This window comes from Serratia sp. N21D137 (genome assembly GCF_047530005.1).
GTDB classification, from domain to species: domain Bacteria; phylum Pseudomonadota; class Gammaproteobacteria; order Enterobacterales; family Enterobacteriaceae; genus Chania; species Chania fonticola_B.
The window spans coordinates 140,236-160,346 of the sequence record NZ_JBLJAJ010000008.1 but is presented as its reverse complement, the minus strand read 5'-3'; the positions used below and the strand labels follow the sequence as shown (position 1 = coordinate 160,346).

At 55.2% G+C, this 20,111-nt stretch carries 12 protein-coding genes; 6 read left to right on the top strand and 6 right to left on the bottom strand.

Going from position 1 to position 20,111, the window contains the following annotated elements:
* The first annotated feature begins 47 nt into the window (after positions 1-47).
* Positions 48-1,556: a DNA-3-methyladenine glycosylase 2 gene (gene alkA / locus ACMV5H_RS09335; protein ID WP_414821732.1), complete on the top strand. Its 1,509-nt coding sequence runs from the start codon at positions 48-50 to the stop codon at positions 1,554-1,556.
* Here alkA and ACMV5H_RS09330 read toward each other — a convergent pair.
* From ACMV5H_RS09330 to ACMV5H_RS09320, 3 genes are all read right to left on the bottom strand, one after another.
* The gene (locus ACMV5H_RS09330; protein ID WP_414821731.1) at positions 1,524-4,865 is read right to left on the bottom strand and encodes a diguanylate cyclase; all 3,342 of its coding nucleotides are present in this window, start codon (positions 4,863-4,865) and stop codon (positions 1,524-1,526) included. The two genes, alkA and ACMV5H_RS09330, sit on opposite strands and share 33 nt — an antisense overlap.
* A 180-nt stretch (positions 4,866-5,045) precedes the next feature.
* Positions 5,046-6,479 carry a magnesium transporter gene (gene mgtE, locus ACMV5H_RS09325; RefSeq protein ID WP_021178779.1) on the bottom strand — a complete coding sequence of 478 codons (1,434 nt, stop codon included), beginning with the start codon at positions 6,477-6,479 and terminating at the stop codon, positions 5,046-5,048.
* A gap of 165 nt (positions 6,480-6,644) precedes the next feature.
* Positions 6,645-6,812: a YfgG family protein gene (locus tag ACMV5H_RS09320; RefSeq protein ID WP_065686557.1), complete on the bottom strand. Its 168-nt coding sequence runs from the start codon at positions 6,810-6,812 to the stop codon at positions 6,645-6,647.
* Positions 6,813-7,339: 527 nt separating this feature from the next.
* Here ACMV5H_RS09320 and ACMV5H_RS09315 point away from each other — a divergent pair.
* The gene (locus ACMV5H_RS09315; protein WP_059201485.1) at positions 7,340-9,586 is read left to right on the top strand and encodes an EAL domain-containing protein; all 2,247 of its coding nucleotides are present in this window, start codon (positions 7,340-7,342) and stop codon (positions 9,584-9,586) included.
* A gap of 395 nt (positions 9,587-9,981) precedes the next feature.
* On the opposite strand, the gene ppx is transcribed toward ACMV5H_RS09315, so the two are convergent.
* Positions 9,982-11,541 (bottom strand): exopolyphosphatase, encoded by a 1,560-nt coding sequence (ppx, locus tag ACMV5H_RS09310; RefSeq protein ID WP_059201484.1) that lies wholly within the window; start codon positions 11,539-11,541, stop codon positions 9,982-9,984.
* A gap of 10 nt (positions 11,542-11,551) precedes the next feature.
* Positions 11,552-13,615 (bottom strand): polyphosphate kinase 1, encoded by a 2,064-nt coding sequence (gene ppk1 / locus ACMV5H_RS09305; RefSeq protein ID WP_115159536.1) that lies wholly within the window; start codon positions 13,613-13,615, stop codon positions 11,552-11,554.
* A 255-nt stretch (positions 13,616-13,870) separates the two neighbouring features.
* On the opposite strand from ppk1, the gene ACMV5H_RS09300 reads away from it, so the two are divergent.
* The 3 genes from ACMV5H_RS09300 to pstB are packed head-to-tail and all read left to right on the top strand — an operon-like array spanning position 13,871 to position 18,520.
* Complete coding sequence (locus tag ACMV5H_RS09300) at positions 13,871-16,030, top strand: ABC transporter permease subunit (RefSeq protein ID WP_115159535.1); 2,160 nt, start codon at positions 13,871-13,873, stop codon at positions 16,028-16,030.
* Positions 16,027-17,679, top strand: coding sequence for a phosphate ABC transporter permease PstA (pstA, locus tag ACMV5H_RS09295; RefSeq protein WP_414821730.1), 1,653 nt, complete (start codon positions 16,027-16,029; stop codon positions 17,677-17,679). Before ACMV5H_RS09300 ends, pstA begins: the two co-directional genes overlap by 4 nt.
* A 28-nt stretch (positions 17,680-17,707) precedes the next feature.
* Positions 17,708-18,520: a phosphate ABC transporter ATP-binding protein PstB gene (gene pstB / locus ACMV5H_RS09290; RefSeq protein WP_021178772.1), complete on the top strand. Its 813-nt coding sequence runs from the start codon at positions 17,708-17,710 to the stop codon at positions 18,518-18,520.
* Between the two features lie 12 nt (positions 18,521-18,532).
* Here the strand turns inward: pstB and ACMV5H_RS09285 are convergent, their stop codons facing one another.
* The gene (locus tag ACMV5H_RS09285; RefSeq protein ID WP_257014186.1) at positions 18,533-19,273 is read right to left on the bottom strand and encodes a bactofilin family protein; all 741 of its coding nucleotides are present in this window, start codon (positions 19,271-19,273) and stop codon (positions 18,533-18,535) included.
* A gap of 310 nt (positions 19,274-19,583) precedes the next feature.
* Between ACMV5H_RS09285 and ACMV5H_RS09280 the strand changes: the two genes are divergently transcribed.
* On the top strand, positions 19,584-20,090 hold the full coding sequence (locus ACMV5H_RS09280; RefSeq protein WP_094982758.1) for a DUF1993 family protein: 507 nt from the start codon (positions 19,584-19,586) through the stop codon (positions 20,088-20,090).
* Positions 20,091-20,111: the final 21 nt, after the last annotated feature.

The following is a 20,111-nucleotide window of genomic DNA, read 5'->3' as shown; positions in this document are numbered from 1 at the left end:
GGTTAATGTCCGATTCCCGCACGTCAGCCACAGGTCCGAGCGCCATAATGAACAAAAAACTGACTCCGAGCGATGCCATGAAGAATCAACAACAGGCGCTGTATAGCGCGCTGAGTGCGCGTGACCGTAAGTTTGACGGACGATTTTTTGTCGGTGTCTCCTCCACCGGTATCTATTGCAGGCCGGTATGTAGTGCCCGCACGCCGAAAATCGAAAATTGTACCTTTTATCCCAGCGCCGCCGCCGCCGAACTGGCCGGTTTTCGCCCCTGCCTGAAATGCCGCCCCGAATTGGCTCCAGGGCTGGCGCTGATCGATCTGGGCAATCGCTATGCTCAGGTTGCGGTTCAGCTGATTGAGCAGGGCTATCTTTCAGAGCATAGCTGTGAACAGCTGGCTACCCGTCTGGGGATTTCCGATCGCCATCTGCGGCGCATTTTTGCCGAGCAGTTCGGCGCTTCCCCCATTGATTACGCCCAGTCGCACCGTCTGTTGCAGGCCAAACGGCTGCTGGCGGATACCGATTTGCCCCTGAGCGAGGTGGCGTTTGCCGCCGGGTTTGGCAGCCTGCGGCGTTTTAATGAGCTGTTTAAGGCCCGTTATCGCCTGATCCCTTCGGTATTGCGCAGCACTGCTGGCCGAAGTGAGCGGGCCGCCACCAGTGGACTGGTATTTCATCTGGGGTATCGGCCACCTTACGATTGGCCGCGTATGCTGGGATTCTTACAGACCCGTGCGGTCAGCGGCGTGGAAAGCGTTGTCGGTCAACAATACTGCCGTTCGATCGCGGTGGATCAGGGCGGTGTCGAATATTGCGGTTGGGTGAGCGTCCAGCCGCAAGAGGCGCGTAACCGGGTACGGGTGGAAATAGCCCCATCGCTCAGCCGAGTGACGACCGAAGTCCTGCGGCGCATTCGCCAACTGTTCGATCTGGATGCCGCGCCGGACCGCATTTGCGAGGCGTTAGGTACGTTAGCGGCGGATGCGCCCGGCTTACGTTTGCCAGGCTGCGTCAACAGCTTTGAGCAGGCTACGCGTGCGGTGTTGGGGCAGTTGGTCAGCGTCAAGATGGCGGCTACCTTTGCCGGACGGATGGCCGAACGCTGGGGAACGGCGCTGGAGCAGCCGTATGGCGATATCACTCATGTTTTTCCGCAGGCGGTGCGGATCGCCCAGTTGCAACCGGAAGATCTGTGTCCATTGGGCGTACAGCTGAAGCGCGCGGCGGCGCTGATTGAAATTGCACGCAGGGTAACAGAAGGGCGTTTGCAGCTGGATAACGTGCTGGATATCGAACAGGGTATCAAGGAGTTAACTTCATTACCGGGGATAGGCAGTTGGACCGCCAGCTATATCGCGATGCGGGCCTGGTCATGGCCGGACGTTTTTCTGGCGGGGGACTATCTGATCAAACAGCGTTTCCCCGGCATGACGCCGCGCCAGATTGAGCGCTATGCCGAACGCTGGCGGCCTTGGCGTTCCTACGCCACCTTGCATCTGTGGCATAACGATCGTTGGGCTCCTTCAGTGAATACCGAAGTAGCCGCCGCTGAGTAACTCGCTCAGCGGTAGCTCCAGCGCAACGGTGTCACCGTCTACCAGATCGACCCCGATGGCTGTCAGCGCACTTAGCGTAACCTGTTGATGTGCAGGCCCGGCTAGAGTTTGAGTATTAATACGTTGCGCGGCACCATGGATCATCGACACCATCAGCTCATCCATTTGGTTACAGTGGACGTCGGTGATAAAACGCTCGTCGATGCGGATGTAATCGATAGTCTGGCCGTTTAATTGATTGAAGGCGTTCAGGTTGCGGCCAAAACCATTGACGATCAGCTTGCAGCCCATCTGCTGCAAACGGCGCATAAAGTCACCGCCGTCCTCTGGGTGATCGAGCACGATGGTCTCGTCCACCATCAGATACAGCGCGCTGGCTGGCAGCACTGAAGCCGCCAGTAACTCCAGCAAATAACTTTGAAAATCAATATCCAGCACGCTATCCGTGGCTAATGGCAGCGCAATGGCCAGCCCCTTGCGGTGTAGAGCCTCTGCGTGTCTTTCCAGTACCTGACTTACCAACCAGCGATCGACATCCGGCAGCAGGCCGTAGAGCTGGGCGGCGGCGAGGAAGGATTCAGCGGCTAGCAGGCGTTCGTCGGGTGGGGTAACGTACAGCTTTAGCTGATAGAAACAGACCGCCTGCGGCGTTTTAGGCGGCGAGGCTGCCCTGACGCGTAACAGCAATTGCTGATTATCGATAATATCTAGTACTTCCTGGCGCGTTAGCAGCTCATGCTGGCGCTCCATCTGCTGTTTTTGCCGAGCTTCATAAATATAAACCTGGCCGCGGCCATGGTGCTTGGCGGTATAACAGGCGATATCGGCCTGTGCCAATAGCTCGCTGCTCTTGCCGCTGGTGGCACCGATTTGCGTAATACCGGCACTGGCTCCGACATGATAAATCTTGCCCGCCCAGCAGAATGAGTGTTCGCCGATTTGCTCGATCATCTTTTGCATCAGTTGCTTGGCCTGTTCCAACGAACAGTCGAACAGGATCAGGCCAAATTCGTCGCCACCGAGCCGTGCCAGGCAGTCGCTGTTACGCAGCTGGCGTTGCATCAACTGGCCAATCTCCCTGAGCAAGGCATCGCCTGCTGCGTGTCCGGCGCTATCGTTAACCGCCTTGAACCTGTCGAGATCGAGGAACACCAGCGAGTGCTGTTGTTGGTTTTCGGCCGCGCTGGCAATGGCGTTCTTCAGCCGCTTTTCGAAGCTGGTACGGTTTTTCAGGTCGGTCAACGCATCGTGTGAGGCGTTGTAGCTGAGCTTTTTCATCAGTTCCCGCGAGGCGCTGACATCCTGCAACACCATCACCGCTCCCATCACCTCGCCCTCAATGGTTTTCAGCGGCGATACCGATTCCTGGACGTCGAAGCGTCGGCCGTCGCGGCTATGCAGTACCAGCGCGTATTCTGCTGGCAGGGGAGGACCCTCTTGCAGGCAGTTTTTCACCGGATTTTCTATCTCTGGGCCATCCTTGCCGTCGGTCATCCGTACTACGCCGTTGATCGGCATACCGAGCGCCAACTCCAGCGGCCAACCGCACATTTGTTCAGCTACCGGGTTCATAAAGGTGATGCGCATTTCGCGGTCGGTGGAGATCACCCCTTCGCCGATGGCGTCCAGCGTAATGTGTAAACGTTCCTTCTCTTCGTGCAGCGCTTCGGCCAGCGATTTGATTTCCGTCATGTCGATATTGGTACCGATCATCCGCTTCGGCTCGCCGTGCTCATCGAAAATGGTATTGCCCTGGCCGCGAATATGACGAATTCCCCCCAGCCGGGTCTTGATGCGGAACTCCATCACAAATGGCTGGTGCCGATCGCTGAGCGTAGCCACTTGTCGCCCGATGCGTTCGCGATCTTCCTCCAGCAGTAAAGAGTTCCATAGGGCCAGAGTGGGAGTTTGATCCGGCGTCAGTTCGTACAACTCGAACATCCTTTTGTCCCAGGTGAGCTTATCTCCGTTCAACATCCATTCCCACACGCCGATCCCGCCAGCCTGATTAGCTAGCGTTATGCGTTCCACCAGGCTGCGGTTCTCCGCTTCGGTGCGTTTTAGTTCGTTGATATCTTCTACTTGAGAAATAAAGTACAGCGGTTGGCCCTGCGGATCGCGCACCAGGGATACCGCCAGCAGTGTCCAGACGCTCTCACCGTCGCTACGAATATAGCGTTTTTCCATGGTGTAGCTGCTGATATGGCCATCAAGCAGGTCCTGTAACTGTGTCAGATCGGCATTTAAATCATCGGGATGGGTGATTTCTTGAAACGTCAGGCGGCGCAGGGTTTCTGGGGGATAGCGCAGCAGCTTGCACAGCGCCTGATTGACCTGTAACCATTTCCCTTCTGGTGAGACCAGCGCCATGCCGATGGCTGAATACTCCAACGCATTACGAAAACGCGTTTCACTTTCCACGATATGCTCTTTTTCCACCCGAAAAGCATGCATCACCATCGCCATGGCGTGGGCTGGGATCAAGATCAACATCAGTGGCAGGTAGATTGTCACATCGCTTAAAAACGCCCCGTTCTCTTGAAAATGTAACAGTCCGAGCGAGATCAACACCGTAATCATCAGGGTCGTGGTAAAACAGATGATAAAGGCTTCGAGCCGCGGCAGGCTGATCGCTGCCCACAGCAACGGCAGGATGATAAAGGTAAACGGGAAGGGTAGGTAGAGTAGCGCCAGATAGCTGAAGGTCAGTGTTCCCAGCAATACCAACAACAGTTCGAACAGGTTCAGCGTTCTTAACATTGAGCGGCGATAAACCAGCCCGATCGGCGCCAGAGCCAGTACGCCGATCGCCTCGGAAATAAACCAGATGCTGAAGGGTTGCCAAAAGGTTTCCCCAGGCGCGGGCGCTAGTGAGGCTGCCAGCAGTGCGCTGAACATGGGCATGAAGATCACGGCGCAGAACACAAATTTCAACCAGCTTGCCAAGCCGTTCAACGGGTCGTCTGGCTGCAGTATTCGCCGTAGCAGCAGGGTACAGACAGCGGCTTCCAGCAGGTTAATCAGCGTGAGTTTGACCGGGAACCAACTGAGACCGAACAGCAGGAAACTGGCAAGACACATGCCGATCCCGCAGAGGATCAAGTGCAATGGCCAAGTACGCGGTGGCTGGTGGAACATCAGCATAATAACGGCGGCAGTCGGGAACCACAGCGGGGTAAAGTGGCTGGATTCTGCTGACAGCGTCAGGCACAGGTAGGCCAGCAGAAATACAATCAGTGCGCTCAGCAACGAGTGGGTGAACAAGACACCTTTAGCTTTGAGTGGGTGCTGCGTTGCGCTAAGATCCATCGGTAACCTTCACTTTGTGCTATCGACCACTAAACCCCGCCGCCATAGGGAAGTACAGCGGACGAGGAATACCTATCCAAGTATATACCCAACCTCTATCAAGACACACCGTTGCGATTCGGCACTTTCTCCGCAAGGGAAACCAGCGATTTGCTCTGGTCGAGCTAGCGGTGACACTGACTAAAGCAGAAACACGGTTGCCAGCCCCAGGAAGATAAAGAAGCCACCGGTATCGGTCAGGGCAGTGATCAGTACGCTGGAGCCCACGGCAGGATCGCGGCCCAGTTTGAGCATGGTCATCGGTATGATCACCCCCATTAGCGCGGCTACCAGCAGGTTGAGCATCATGGCCAGCGTCATCACGCCCCCCATTGCCAGGTCGCCATACAGCAGATAGGTGACCAGCCCCATGATGCCACCCCAGACGATCCCGTTGATGATGGCTACGCCCAGCTCTCTGAACAACAGGCGTGAAATATTGCCCTCTTCGATCTGATGCAGCGCCAGCGCGCGCACGATCATGGTAATGGTCTGGTTGCCGGTATTGCCGCCGATACCTGCGACGATAGGCATCAAGGCGGCCAGCGCCACCAATTGTGAAATGGTGTGTTCAAACAGGCCAATGACCCTGGAGGCGATAAAGGCGGTACAGAGGTTGATGGCCAGCCAGGCCCAACGGGTTTTCACTGCCTTGCTGACCGGGGCAAACACGTCTTCTTCCGGGCTTAACCCGCCCATGCGACGCAGAGTGGTGTCGCTTTCTTCGTTAACTACGTCAACGATCTCTTCGATGGTTAACCGCCCCATCAGTTTGCCTTTGGCATCGATCACCGGGGCGCTGATCAGGTCATAACGTTCGAACGCGCTGGCCGCCGCTTCGGCTTTGTCTTCCGGCTGGAAGGTGGTGGGATCGCTATCCATCACCTTAAACACCGGGGTTTGCGGATCGTTAAGCAGGATCGCGGTCAGCGGCAGCTCGCCTAACAGGGTATTTTTGCGGTCGGTGACGAACAGCTTATCGGTGGCGTCCGGGATGGTTTTGCGTTGACGCAGGAAGCGGTGTACGGCCCCCAAAGAGACATCAGGGCGTACCGAGACCAGTTCAAAGTCCATCATCCAGCCGACGGTATCCTTACCGTAATGGACCATCTCGCGCACCTGCTCACGCTGCTCTGGCTCCAGTGAGGTCAGCAGGCGGCCCATCAGGTTACGTGGCAGGTATTGCGCCAGATAGGCCTGTTCATCGACATCCAGGGTTTTGATCGCCTTGAGCAGGTCTTTATCGCTCATCTCTTCGATCAGGCTATCCCAGACGGGTTCGGCAACTTCTACCAGGGTTTGGCCGCGCTTGTTGTTATCCACCAGCCGCCACAGCGCCAGGCGTTCATCTTGTGGCAGCGCTTCTAGCAGGTCCGCCAGGTCAGCGGCGTGCATATCTTGCAGCAAGTGGGTGATTTCGGCGGTATGATTAAGCAGTTCGCCTTCGCTGAGTTGCTTTTCATCCCCTGAGCGGCCAAGAATGCCGTCAACCAAAGGGGTATTATTTAACAGTAGGCTTAGGATGCGCTGACGATACTCAGCGACTTTTTTGACGTTATGTGTTGCGGCGGACATGGAATTCCTTAACGCTGACTTGGCACACCGGGTTCCTTTTAGACTATCTTTAAAAGATAGAGCATAGCGGCAGTTGGCGTGATTTTTATCAATCTGATGGTGCAGGGTCAGCAGCTTTGGCGTGCCAGTGACTCAGGGTGATGGTCGCTTGGTAGGGCAAGATAATCACCGATTATCCACGCGGGCTTCCTGGGTCTGCGGTTCAGGCAGCGATCTTTTTTCCTGATGATGGGGAATAGCGGCAATGGCGGCATACAGCAGGCGACCGACTAGAATGATGAAACTGATCAGCAGCACGACTTTGGTCATGCGCCCGGTTGTGGTCTTTCTCATGGTTCATTGAGCCCGTCGGTTTTTCCCATTGGCATTGTTCAAGCACCCTGTTGGGGCTGCCGCTGGAAAATGATGGTGGCGATTACTGTTGTTTGACACATGCCTGCCATGACTAACATTGATTTAAATTGTAAATGGAATTCTAGGCTCTGATGACAAAAGATGTCCATTTATTTCCGTGCGTTTGATCGAGCAATTTAGCTGGGGTTTATGTCCACCACTTTTTAAGTGGTTACTCGAAATGCACGGGATATAGATTTTGTCTGATTTTTTGTTGTGTATTAATAGGTTATTATCGGCCTATGACGTGTCATATGGATTTTTATTAGCCTTTTCTCTATTAATTGATCGTGGTCAAATCTTAAGCTATCGCAGAGAATAGAATTCACAGCCATTCTTGATGCTGGAACCGTATGTCTCAGCTTGCTCCCCGAATGGTTCTGTGGTGGGATCGGATCCTGCTTTCTCTGCGATTTAAAACGCTTAAGCGACGAAGTGAATCACGCCTTAGCGGATACTGTGTCTTGATGGGTATTTTAAAGTTCTGGAATAATTTACGTGACCGTTGGTGGGGGCAGCCTATCGTGCTGAGCCTACTGCTGGTGCCGCTTGCAGGCTGGCTATCGCCGCGCCTGATGCTGCCTGATGGCAAAGTGTATCTGGTTTATCTACCGCTAGTGGTCTGCTTTTCTTTGCTGATGGTTTATGACTGGCGTGCCATGCCTGGCATCGCTTTGGCTATCCTTATCCGCTATTCCAACCGCGCCGGCGGCAGCGAAGTCGACGTGATCATGACGTTGCTGTATGTGGGATGTCTGAGCATTTGCTGGTGGGGCTATCGCTGCCAGTCGCAGCGCCACTGGTGTGTGGGACTCACCGAGTTGAAGCTGGGTAAACACCGGCTGATCTGGCTGGTGCTGATGCCGCCAGTGCTGTTTATTTTTGGTTTACAGCTGGTTATCGGCCTCGATTTGTTGCCGGACGAACTCGGCATGCTTTCCGGAAGCGGTAATCACCTGCATGCACTGATAAACTTTCAGGCCATTCTGATTGGCTGCCTGTCCTCCATGCAACTGTTCTATTTCGTCTTACGGATCATTAAGAACCCCAAGTTTGCTCGCGTACTGCTGGGAAGGATCCGTCGTGAGATGGCGCCATCGGTTAAAAAAAGTGAGCTGCAGCTGTGGGTCGTGGTGCTGCTTGCCTTGGTCGTGGTGCTTGCCTACCACACGGCTGATACCAATGCCATGCAGGTGCCCGACTACAGCCTGACGCTGTTATTGCCGGTAATGCTGTATAGCGCCATGCGCTTTGGCTACCTGTTCAACTGTATTATCTGGGCGGCAACCCTTCTGGTGCTGTTCTTTAACTATCCGGGCTACGTGCAATGGGACAGCCTGCTGCATAACCTGACCATGATCTCGTCAATGATGCTGGCGTTCACCCTCAGTATTCTGCTGACATCTGCGGTGCATACTCGCCAGCGGATGGACCATGCGAAGGCGCAAAGCGCCTCGTTAAAAGATCCGGTCATCGGCTTACCCAACCTGCGCGCATTGAAGCGCGATCTGGCCAAAGTGCCGCGTTCTACGCTGTGCTTCCTGCGGATTTCCGAGCTGGATTTGCTCAGCCGTAACTATGGCATGCAGTTGCGCATCCGCTTCAAACAGAAGCTGGCGAGCAGCCTGCGCACGGTGCTGGAGGAAGGGGAAGACGTCTATCACCTGCCGGGGTACGATCTGGTGCTGCGGCTCAACGGTTCCGACGGTGAGGCCCGAGTGGCCAAAATCCACAGCACGCTGGAGAAGTTTCGTCTGGTGTGGAACGGCCTGCCAATCCATCCACCGCTGGGAATTAGCTACTGTGGAGTCTATTCGGAAGTGGAACACCTGCATCTGTTACTGGGGGAATTGAGCTCGTTGGCGGAAATGTCTCTGACCAGTGGCCGGCCTGAAAACGTGCAGAACGATCATCATGTGGTTCAGGATGAAATCAAGCGCAAGGTCGCCTTGTTACACTGGGTACAACGCTCGCTGGATAATGACGGTTTCATGTTGATGGCTCAACCGATTGTCGGGGTTCGCGGCGATTCTTACCATGAGATCCTGCTGCGTATGCTGGATGATGAAGGGAACGTTATTCCTCCCAACGAATTCCTGCCAGTGGTGCATGAATTCGGGTTGGCTTACCAGTTGGATATGTGGGTACTGCGCCAAACCTTGCAGTTTATGGAGCTCCATCGCGAAGGTATGCCTAGCGCGCGCTTTGCCGTGAATCTGTCACCGTCCTCGCTGTGTCGCCCGAGCCTGTGCCAAGACGTGCGCGATGCCTTGCGGCAATACCAGATTGAGCCTTATCAACTGGTGTTGGAAGTGACGGAGTCTCATCTGGTGCAGGATGTGAAATATGCCAAAAATTCGCTGAAAGAGCTGCGTCAGTTAGGTTGCCGTATTGCCCTGGATGATTTTGGCACCGGCTATGCCACCTACGATCGACTGAAGGAGCTGCATGTCGATATCTTGAAGATCGACGGCAGTTTTGTGCAGGATATGCTGACCAGCAAAGTGGATTACCAGATCATTGCGTCAATCTGCAAGGTGGCGCTGATGAGAAGGTTGTCGATTGTGGCGGAATATGTCGAGTCGCCCGAGCAGCGCGATGCGCTTAAAAGCCTCGGCGTGGATTATATGCAGGGCTACTTTATCGGCAAACCTCAATTGTTGGCGTCTCTAGTGCCGATGGAGGCACAACCGGAAGACGAAGAGTCTGACTGAAAACGTGGCCCCTCACCCTAACCCTCTCCCACAGGGAGAGGGAACCGATCGAGCGTGGTTGAAATTGTAGTGATTCATCTTGGATGAGGGACGATCGAGTACGCTGATTTTTCTGCGCCGTACACCATCCTCGTTCTTCTTACTCCGTATTTACCGAAGCAGCACAGGCCAACCAAGCGCTCCGTTCAACTCCCTCTAGTACAGGGAGAGGGAACCGATCGAGCGTGGTTGAAATTGTAGTAATTCATCTTGGATGAGAGACGATCGAGTACGCTGATTTTTCTGCGCCGTACACCATCCTCGTTCTTCTTACTCCGTATTTACCGAAGCTGCACGGGCCAACCAAGCGCTCCGGTCAGCTCCCTCTCCCTGTGGGAGAGGGTTGGGGTGAGGGGTTACGCGGCAGGTTTTGCGTCTGCGTCCTGCTCGCCTTCTTCTTCTATCACCAGTTTCCAGCCAACCACGTCATTCCAGTATTCCTGCTCACGCTCAAAATCGAGCTGTACCAGGTTGTTCTGCGACAGATAGCCCGCCGGGAAGCGCAGCGTCCAGTGATTGTCATCCGTGACCAGGCGCAGGGTTTCCGGCGTTGTAGTGGCCTGACGCTGATTGTTAAGCAGGGTGCTCAGGCGTAACAGCTGGATCAGCGGCAGATAGTACTTCTTCTTGAACAGGTTCAAGCGGGGCAACTCTTCGAGCTTGATCGCTTTACGCTGGAAACGCACCAGCGCCGACAGCAGCAACTGCTGTTCCTGGTTGAAGCCTGGCAGGTTGGTATTTTGCAGAATATAGGCGGAGTGGCGGTGCATGCCGCTGTGGTTGATGCTCAGTCCCACCTCATGCAGCATGGCGGCCCATTTCAGCAGCGCTTCCAACTGTGGCTGCACCAGCTTGGTGTTTTGCGCCATCCACTGAGCGTACAACAGCTCGGTGGTTTCGAGCACGCGCTTGGCCTGCTCGCGGTCAATATTATAGTGATCGGCCAGACTTTTGGCCGTGCGGCTGCGAATATCCTGGTGGCGGAAGCGGCCCTCCATTTCATACAACACGCCTTCGCGCAGGGCACCGTCGGACAGACGCAGATCGCGGATTGCCAGCGCATCAAATACCCCACACAGGATCGCCAGCCCCGGCACAAATACCGATTGGCGATCTTCCGACAGGCCCGGCAGGCTCAGGGCGCTGAAGTTTTTAAACTGCAACACTTGCTCAACCAGTAACTCCAGCCGTTCAAGGGTAATCAAACCGTCTTTTTCACCCATGGCCACCAAAACTTCGTGAGCGGCCTTGATGGTGCCAGATGCCCCCAAGGCATATTGCCAGCCCTGGATGCGGTATTGCCAGGCCAGGGTTTCCAATTTTTGTGCGGCGGCCAGGCGTGCTCGTTTAAAGTTGGTTTTGCTGATCTCCCCTTCAGGGAAGAACATATGGGCAAAGCTCACGCAGCCCATGCGGCGGCTCTCTGCCAGCAGAGGCTCGAAATCCTCCCCGATCACCAGTTCGGTAGAGCCACCGCCGATGTCGATCACCAGCTTGCGGCCTTTTTCCGGCTGAGTATGCTCGACCCCCATAAAAATCAGACGGGCCTCTTCCTGCCCGGCGATGATTTCGATCGGATAAGGGATCACTTTTTCCGCCCGCTTGAGGAACACTTCGGCATTCACCGCCTGACGCAGGGTGTGGGTACCCACGATGGTGACGTTATCCGCTGGGAACCCCTGTAATCGCTCGGCGAACAGCGCCAGGCAGGCCAAGCCCCGCTCCATGGCTTCTTCACTGAGCACGTTGTTGCTATCCAATCCATCGGCAAGGTGTACCCGCTGTTTTAAACGGCCTAACACCTGTAAGGCGCCGTTAACGACGCGGGCGATCACCATATGGAAACTGTTCGAGCCAAGATCGATGGCAGCGATTTCCTGTGGCTTATTATTGGTTGCAGTGCTTTTTAGCGGCATAGTTGCTGGCCTAGTTGTCCGGTTGTTCCAGAGCTTTTAAATACTCATAAATGGCCACCTGTGCACGGACCTTACGGCGATTGCCACGCGGTACATACTGGTTGCTCAGTTCTTTATCGATATAGCGGGCCTTGACCGTATCGCTAAACAGCAGCTCCAGAATGTCCAGAACGCGCTGTTTGAGCGCCGGATCCAGCAGCGATACAGCCACTTCGATACGGTAATCTATGTTGCGGGTCATCCAGTCGGCGGAAGAGAGGTAAACCCGTTTGTCACCTTTGTTTTCGAAAACGTATACCCGATCGTGTTCCAGGAAACGGTCAACGATGCTGATAACCTGAATATTGTCACTAATTCCCGGCAGGTTGGGGATCAGTGAACACATGCCGCGTACCAACAGACGGACTTTCACGCCGGCAGCGGCAGCGGTATATAACCGATCTACCAGCCCTTTATCCACCAGATTATTTATTTTCAACATAATAGCGGCGTTTTCACCGGCTAATGCGTTGGCAATTTCCCGATCGATCAGATCGTACAGCATGCGGCGGGAGTTCTGCGGCGAAACCATGAGGTTGTCGAAGGAGACCGGCCGGTACGGATTTTCAATAAAATTGAATACCCGGCGTACTTCGTTAGTGATGCGCGAATCGGCGGTCAGCAGCGAGTAGTCGGTGTAGATACGGGCGGTTTTTTCGTTAAAGTTGCCGGTACCAATATGAGCATAGCGCACAATATCGTCGCCTTCACGGCGCGAGATCAGGAATAGTTTGGCGTGGATTTTCAGCCCCGGTGCGGAGAAGATCACGTGCACCCCGGCCTCGGTCAAGCGTTTGGCCCAGTGGATATTGGCCTCTTCGTCGAAGCGTGCCTGTAGCTCCACCACCACGGTTACTTTCTTGCCATTATGCGCGGCATGGATCATCGATTCGATAATGCGTGAGTCTTTGGCTACCCGATAGATATTGATTTTTATCGCCAGCACGCTGGGATCGAACGACGCCTGACGCAGCAGCTCCAGCACGTGTTCAAAAGTGTGGTACGGGTAGTACAGCAGCACGTCTTTTTCGCGGATGGCATCGAAGCCGTTACGGAATTTATCGAACCAGATATGCCGCAAGCGTGGTAGCGGGCGGTTGACCAGATTGGCCTTACCGACGTTCGGGAAGCTGATGAAGTCTTTGAAATTGTGGTAGCGGCCACCGGCGATCACCGAGTCGTAGTTGGATATCCCCAGCTTGTTACGCAGCAGCTCCACCATCTCGTTGGGCATATCGCGCTGATACACAAAGCGTACCGGCTCGGCGGTCAGGCGCTGTTTCAGGCTTGACGACATCAGTTCCAACAGGCTGGATTCCATTTCGGTCACCAGATCGTATTCTGCATCGCGCGTCATTTTCATCGAATAGGCGTTGAGCGCATCATAGTCGAAGAAGCCCTTGAAGATGTCGTCCAGGCAATAGCGCAGGATGTTATCTAACAGGATCATCGGCTTGCGGCGGCGGGGGGCTTCCGGCGGCAGATTGACGAAGCGGGGCACTTTGTCGGAAGGAATTTCCAGTAACGCATAATCGATGCGCGTACCGCGAATGATCTCCACCGCCAGATAGGTGTAATCGTCCTTCAGGAACTGCACCAGATTGGTGTCGTGATTGATCAGGATCGGCGTGATGTGCTGGCGCAAATGATGCTTGAAGTATTGCCGCAGCCAGATTTGCTGGTTCTCCGACACCTGACGCTCGTTGATCAGGAAGATCTGGTTGCGCGCCATCTCCAGCAGCAGATCGTTGTACAGGCTGTCGAACTCCTGATCGGTCTTCAGCACCTTGGCCTGAATTTTTTTCAGCAAATGACGTGACGCGCCACCTGAACCCTGTTCTTCGCTGATCAAGATGCGCCGTTTCAGATCGGCAAAGCGGACTTTATAGAATTCATCCAGGTTATTGGAGTAAATGCCCAGAAATCGCATGCGCTCAATCAAGGGATTGCTCTTATCTGCGGCTTCCTGCAACACGCGTTCATTAAAGGATAACCAGCTTAATTCTTTATCGATGTAGAGCTTTTCCTGACCCATTGCTACTCCAGTTCAATTTTAGAAAAGGATCGGACTTATCGCCGAATACCGCTCTAGTGTCCTTCTTCATTATTGCGAGAGATTGACAACAATGTCCAACATATCTGCGGAGTTATCCTGCCGCATTGCCCGCCGCAAATTGTTATCCGTCCAGCATGGCACCCGGCAACTTTGTCATGCAAACGTCACAAAACTGACATAAGATGCCCGGTTATCTTTGGGTGCAAGCCCGACAACGGAACCGACGACAGGCAAATGGCACAGACAACGCTTAACCAACATCCCCGGGATCGCCTGCGTACGCACGTTGATCGTGGCGTACAAGGGGCCGTGACCGTCAGCGGGCTGCTGGTATTGATGACGCTGATGCTGATCTTTGTCTATCTATTGCTTTCGGTTTTACCGCTGTTCAAACCGGCCTCGCTAGGCACTTCACGCGTATTGCCAATGAGCTACAGCTCCCCGGCGCTGGCTATCGGGATGGACGTACAGCAGCGTATTGGTTATCGCATCGATCGCCAGGGGGAAGGGCATTTTTATCCGTTGCAGGCACCGAACAATACTCCTATACAGCAAACGCTATTGAGCCAGCCAACATTATTGGCTCATGCGGTTGGAGAGCGTGACCTGTTTGCCCTGGCACGGGCGGATGGCCGATTGATAGTTGCCCAGGCCGATTTTGCACCGTCGGGCGGTGGTGAACCACAGTGGCGCTTTCCGCTGGGGCAGGAGCCTTTGGCGTTTGATCCCCATGGGCAAGCACTGACATTGCTAAGCCTGGCGCAAGTCCGCCGGGGTAACTTCCTGCTGGCGGCGGTAACGGACGACAACCGGCTGCTGTTTGGGCGTTTCAACCCGACGCTTCAGGGCCAACCCACGGAAATCCCTTTGACCGACGTGCCACAACAACTGTTGCTAACGCCGGATGGCCGCCAGCTTTATCTGTTAACCGGCAACCAACTGGCCCGTTATCAGATTGAAGGGACACAGCCGCAGCTGCGAGAGACGCGAACCCTGGGTGAACATCCTCCCTACCGTCTGACGGCGTTGCCGGGAGGGAGCGCATTATTGATCCAGGCTGGCGACGGTAGCCTGCGTGAATGGTTTGATGTGGAGAAAAACCAGCGCTATCAGTTAGCACCGATACAGCAATTTGCCCATCAGACTACCACGCAGGAGTTGTTGGTCGCCGAGCCATATCGGCGGGTATTCGCAACCTTGCAGCCGCAGGGCGAGTTCGCCTTGTTTTCCAGTATCCAGTCCACGCCGTTGCTGAAGGACAAGCTCCCCGTCAACGTACAACAGATGGCGTTTGCCCCACGTGGCGACGGTCTGTTGCTGGAAACTGCCCAGGGTTGGCAGCATTACGCCGTGGATAATCTCTATCCAGACGTCACCTGGCGTTCACTGTGGCAGCGGCTGTGGTATGAGAACTACCCTGAACCGGCGTATGTGTGGCAATCCACTTCGGGTGAAGATAGCTACCAGGCTAAATTCAGCCTGATGCCGGTGATCTTTGGCACCTTCAAGGCGGCAGCGTACTCCATGTTATTCGCCATCCCGCTGGCGCTGGCCGGGGCGATCTATACCGCCTGCTTTATGTCGGCAGGGCTAAGGCGGGTCGTCAAACCGGCGGTCGAGGTGATGGGCGCGTTACCAACGGTGGTGATTGGGCTGGTGGCCGGTATCTGGCTGGCGCCGATGATCGAGCGTTATCTGCTGGCCGTGTTGGCCTTGCCGTTCCTGTTGGCCGGGGTCGTGCTGTTATGCAGTTGGCTGGTTAACCGATTTACGACGCGGCCTTGGTCACCGGGTTGGGATTTACTGTTGCTGTTACCTGTAATGGTGCTAACGGTTTGGCTGGCGCTTGCCGTAGGGCCTTGGCTGGAGCTTAAGCTGTTTGGTGAGCCGCTGCATTTCTGGTTGGGCGAGGACTTCGACCAGCGCAATACGTTGGTGGTGGGCGTGGCGATGGGCTTCGCACTGGTGCCGATTATCTTTTCGCTGGCAGAGGATGCGTTGTTCAGCGTGCCTGCCTCGCTTAGCCGGGGGTCATTGGCCCTGGGGGCTACCCAGTGGCAAACCGTGTTGCGCGTAGTGTTGCCTTCCGCCAGCGCCGGTATTTTCTCTGCGCTGATGATCGGTTTTGGCCGCGCGGTGGGGGAAACCATGATCGTGCTGATGGCCACCGGCAACACGCCGCTGATCGACGGCAGCCTGTTCCAGGGCTTACGGGCGATGGCGGCCAATATCGCGATCGAAATGCCAGAGGCCGTCACGGGCAGTAGCCATTATCGGGTGCTGTTCCTGACCGCGCTGGTGCTGTTTATCTTTACCTTTGTGTTTAACACGCTGGCGGAGGCGGTACGCTTACGCTTGCGTAAGCGCTATACGCTGAACCAGGAGACACCATGAGAAGCTGGGTGAAAAGCGGCTCCCCGTGGATTTGGCTGACGGCGGCATCGGTGGCCATCAGCCTGCTGGCGCTGATCGGCATTTTACTGCTGCTGGCCGGGCAGGGGACGCGTTATTTCTGGCCTAGCCCGGTCTATCAGTTCGAGCTGAATCAGACGGCCGCAGGCCCGGTAACGATCGTGGGGGAGCTGTATCAACGGCAGACGATCTCGCGCCAGCAATTGCAAGACGCCGGTGTTGCGTTGCCACCAGGGGAAGCGCAAAGCTTTATCCGCTACCTGATCAAAGTGGGAAACCGGGAAAGCGAAGGGCAGGATTTCCGTACTTTGCTGGCCAGTGACGTCGGTAGAATGACCACCCCACGCGATTTATTAGTGTTGGAGCGTAACAGCAACGGCACCGCGTACGGCTACCTAGCCGGTTTACTGGAGGATGGCCAACCGTTGACCGGCAGCGATCTGAGCCAGGCGTTGCAACAGCGCTTGCCGCAGATTGCGGCGCTGACGCGACAGGCGCGTGATATTCAGTTCCGCGACATGGCGCGGATTAACGAACAGTTTGAACATTTGCGCCTGCATGAAAAGAGCCTGCAGCGTGAGAATAAGCTGGATGCACGTTGGCAAGCCTCTATCCGTGCCGAACGGCAGGAGTTGCAACGCCAATACCGCCAGCTTGCAGGCAAACTGCAAGGGTTGGAACGCGATCGCCAGCGTGATGCCTTGCTGCTGCGCGACATGCACGGGCAGGTTCACACCATTGCCCTGAGCCAGGTGCGCGATGCCTGGTATCCCAATGACATGAGCAGTGGGCAGAAGCTGGCGCATTGGACCAAGCAAGTACAAAAATTCCTGACCGACAGCCCACGAGAAGCCAATACCGAAGGGGGCGTGTTCCCGGTGATCTTTGGTACCGTGTTGATGGTGATCCTGATGTCGATCGTGGTGATGCCTTTTGGCGTGATTGCCGCCGTCTATCTGCACGAGTATGCCGGTAATAATTTGCTGACGCGGCTGATCCGCATATCGGTAGTGAATCTGGCGGGGGTGCCGTCGATCGTCTACGGGGTATTTGGTCTGGGGTTCTTTGTCTATATGGTGGGGGGCTCGCTCGATCGGCTGTTTTACGCCGACTCCTTACCGAACCCGACGTTCGGCACACCGGGCGTGCTGTGGGCCGCCTTGACCCTGGCATTGCTGACCTTGCCGGTGGTGATTGTTGCCACTGAAGAAGGGTTGTCGCGTATTCCCGTTTCGTTGCGCCAGGGGTCTTTGGCTCTGGGAGCCACCCGGGCGGAAACGCTCTGGCGGATCGTGCTGCCGATGGCGGCACCGGCGATGATGACCGGCCTGATCCTGGCCGTAGCACGAGCAGCGGGGGAAACGGCACCGCTTATGCTGGTTGGCGTGGTGAAATCGGTACCGGTGTTGCCGGTGGACGATATTTTCCCCTATTTGCACCTGGAACGTAAATTCATGCACCTGAGCTTCCAGATTTACGATATGGCGTTTCAGAGCCCTAGCGTAGAAGCGGCGCGGCCACTGGTGTTTGCCACGGCATTCCTGCTGGTGTTAATTGTTGTTGGGTTGAATCTGACGGCAATGGGCATCCGGCATTCGCTAAGGGAGCGGTATAAAGCATGGTCGCAGTAACAAGATTGAATCTTTTGGGGAGCGCCAAATGAGTCTGATAACGCCGGGCAGCCTACCCCGGTTGGATGTCCAGCAGTTGGCCGATGAGCATACCGCGCTGGCGGTCAACGGCCTGGATCTGTTTTATGGTGACAAGCAGGTGCTGCACAATATTTCCCTGCGCATTCCCAAACACCGGGTGACGGCGCTGATCGGCCCTTCTGGCTGCGGCAAGTCGACGCTGCTACGCTGCTTTAACCGGATGAACGATCTGGTGGATCGCTGCCGGATTGACGGCGAACTGCAGCTTAATGGCGAAACCATTTCCGGCCCGCAGATTGACGTTGCCGCTTTGCGGCGGCGCGTGGGCATGGTATTCCAGCGGCCCAACCCGTTCCCGAAATCGATCTACGAAAACGTGGTTTACGGCCTGCGCTTACAGGGCGTCCGCGACAGGCGTATTCTGGATGAAGCCGTAGAGCGATCCTTGCGTGCCGCCGCGCTGTGGCACGAGGTGAAAGATCGGCTACGGGAAAATGCGTTCCGCCTGTCCAGCGGCCAACAACAACGGTTGGTGATTGCACGGGCGATCGCGGTTGAACCGGAAGTGTTGCTGCTTGATGAGCCGACCTCTGCGCTGGATCCGATTTCCACCTTAACCATCGAGGAGTTGATTTCGGTGCTGAAACAGCGTTACAGCGTGGTGCTGGTGACTCACAACATGCAGCAGGCCGCGCGGGTTTCCGACTATACGGCGTTTATCCACCAGGGGACGCTGGTGGAATATAACGATACCGACGCGATTTTCACTTCGCCACGCCAACGCCGCACAGAGGATTACATCACTGGCCGCTATGGTTGACGGGCGAGGAGCTTAATTGGCCTGCTTGCTCGGCTGCGGGGTCGGTTGTTCCTGCTGTTCAGGTTCAACCTTTTTCAGCGCGGTCACTTTTGCCTGAGAGGGCTGGGCCTGAGGAGGCGTTTTTTGCATCAGCTGCGACTGGCCAATAAACAGGCCGCCTTTCTCGATGGAGATTTCGTCGGCGAAAATATCCCCGCGCATGCTGCCCTTGGGCTGGATTGACAGCGAGTCGGCGAAGCAACGGCCTTCAACCGGGCCATTGATCATGATCTGCTGGGCGCGGATCTCGCCTTTGACATGGCCGCTGGTTTCAATACGCACCATGTGGCTGCAAATGATGTTTCCCTCAACCCGACCTTCGACAATGATATTGCCATCGCCTTCGATCACGCCGGTGAACAGTGCACCATTGGAGATAAAGGTGTCTTTCTTGGCACGGATTGGCTTAATGGCGTCGGCAACTTCAGGCAGGCTGTTTGGCTCAGAGTGAGCAACCGGCTGAGGCACGGGCTGATCGATCAGCTCCTGCGCTTTTTCTTCATTAACGGCTTTATTTTTCTTATTGAATGACAGCATTTGATTCGTCCTTGTTATTTTGTAGATAAACGCCAGCGTTGCCAACAGTGCCAGGACCAAGGCGGCCAGCAGCGCGCGTTTTATGTAGATACCGGTGAAGCTGATCCCTGTCAGCCAGAGAACGATGGACAGCGTCCATAATCCCCATATACACCATAATAAGTTGTAATTACGCATGTTTTTCAGGCCGTTTGAAGTCCATTCGCCGCGAAAGTGCGGGATGCCAGGCGGCAGCCAGCGTGACGGTTCCTGTTAGGCTATCCGTAGTAGCGAGTGATGATACCTAATATTGTCGCCTAATTCACCACTCGCTTGACCAACCAAGGATAATCTGAAGTGGCCACGCAAATTGTTTATTTGTGTGATTATTAAGGCTAAATTGATTTTGTGCATGAATATTGGGCGCGGACACAACCTGTCAAACAACTCAACGACAATACTCTGGTAACCGGCGTAAGATGGCTGGTCACTCACATCTGGAGGTTGTATGTCTTTATCGATTTATGCCCATTCCCCAATGCAGTTTGTCCGTGGTTTGCAGATCCTGTCGGCGTTACTGAAAAAAGGTGAGCAGTTCTTGCAGCAGAAGCAGCAGGCTGAAAGCGTGCTGTTAGAAGCCCGACTGGCGCCAGATATGTTTCCACTGCTGCGGCAGGTACAGATTGCCAGCGATGCTGCCAAAGGCGCAGTGGCCAGATTAGCCGGGCAGGAAGTACCGTCCATGCCGGATAACGAAGCCAGCTTTGCCGAGCTGTACCAGCGTATCGAAAAAACTATCGCCTATGTGCAGGGCTTCCAGGCGGCCGATTTCGCCGAGGCCGATAGCCGCAATATTGAGATAAAAAGCAAAACGCGTGATTTTCACTTCACCGCGCAAGATTTCCTGCTGACTTTCGCCCTCCCCAACTTTTATTTCCACCTGACTACCGCCTACAACATCCTGCGTAATCAGGGTGTGGAAGTGGGGAAATGGGATTATCTGGGCGCGAAGTAATTTTGGATCTTTCGGGGAGAG

Coding starts and splice junctions, on each gene's coding strand:
- alkA (WP_414821732.1), top strand. CDS start 48: ATGAACAAAAAACTGACTCCGAGCGATGCCATGAAGAATCAACAACAG.
- ACMV5H_RS09330 (WP_414821731.1), bottom strand. CDS start 4,865: ATGGATCTTAGCGCAACGCAGCACCCACTCAAAGCTAAAGGTGTCTTG.
- mgtE (WP_021178779.1), bottom strand. CDS start 6,479: ATGTCCGCCGCAACACATAACGTCAAAAAAGTCGCTGAGTATCGTCAG.
- ACMV5H_RS09320 (WP_065686557.1), bottom strand. CDS start 6,812: ATGAGAAAGACCACAACCGGGCGCATGACCAAAGTCGTGCTGCTGATC.
- ACMV5H_RS09315 (WP_059201485.1), top strand. CDS start 7,340: ATGGGTATTTTAAAGTTCTGGAATAATTTACGTGACCGTTGGTGGGGG.
- ppx (WP_059201484.1), bottom strand. CDS start 11,541: ATGCCGCTAAAAAGCACTGCAACCAATAATAAGCCACAGGAAATCGCT.
- ppk1 (WP_115159536.1), bottom strand. CDS start 13,615: ATGGGTCAGGAAAAGCTCTACATCGATAAAGAATTAAGCTGGTTATCC.
- ACMV5H_RS09300 (WP_115159535.1), top strand. CDS start 13,871: ATGGCACAGACAACGCTTAACCAACATCCCCGGGATCGCCTGCGTACG.
- pstA (WP_414821730.1), top strand. CDS start 16,027: ATGAGAAGCTGGGTGAAAAGCGGCTCCCCGTGGATTTGGCTGACGGCG.
- pstB (WP_021178772.1), top strand. CDS start 17,708: ATGAGTCTGATAACGCCGGGCAGCCTACCCCGGTTGGATGTCCAGCAG.
- ACMV5H_RS09285 (WP_257014186.1), bottom strand. CDS start 19,273: ATGCGTAATTACAACTTATTATGGTGTATATGGGGATTATGGACGCTG.
- ACMV5H_RS09280 (WP_094982758.1), top strand. CDS start 19,584: ATGTCTTTATCGATTTATGCCCATTCCCCAATGCAGTTTGTCCGTGGT.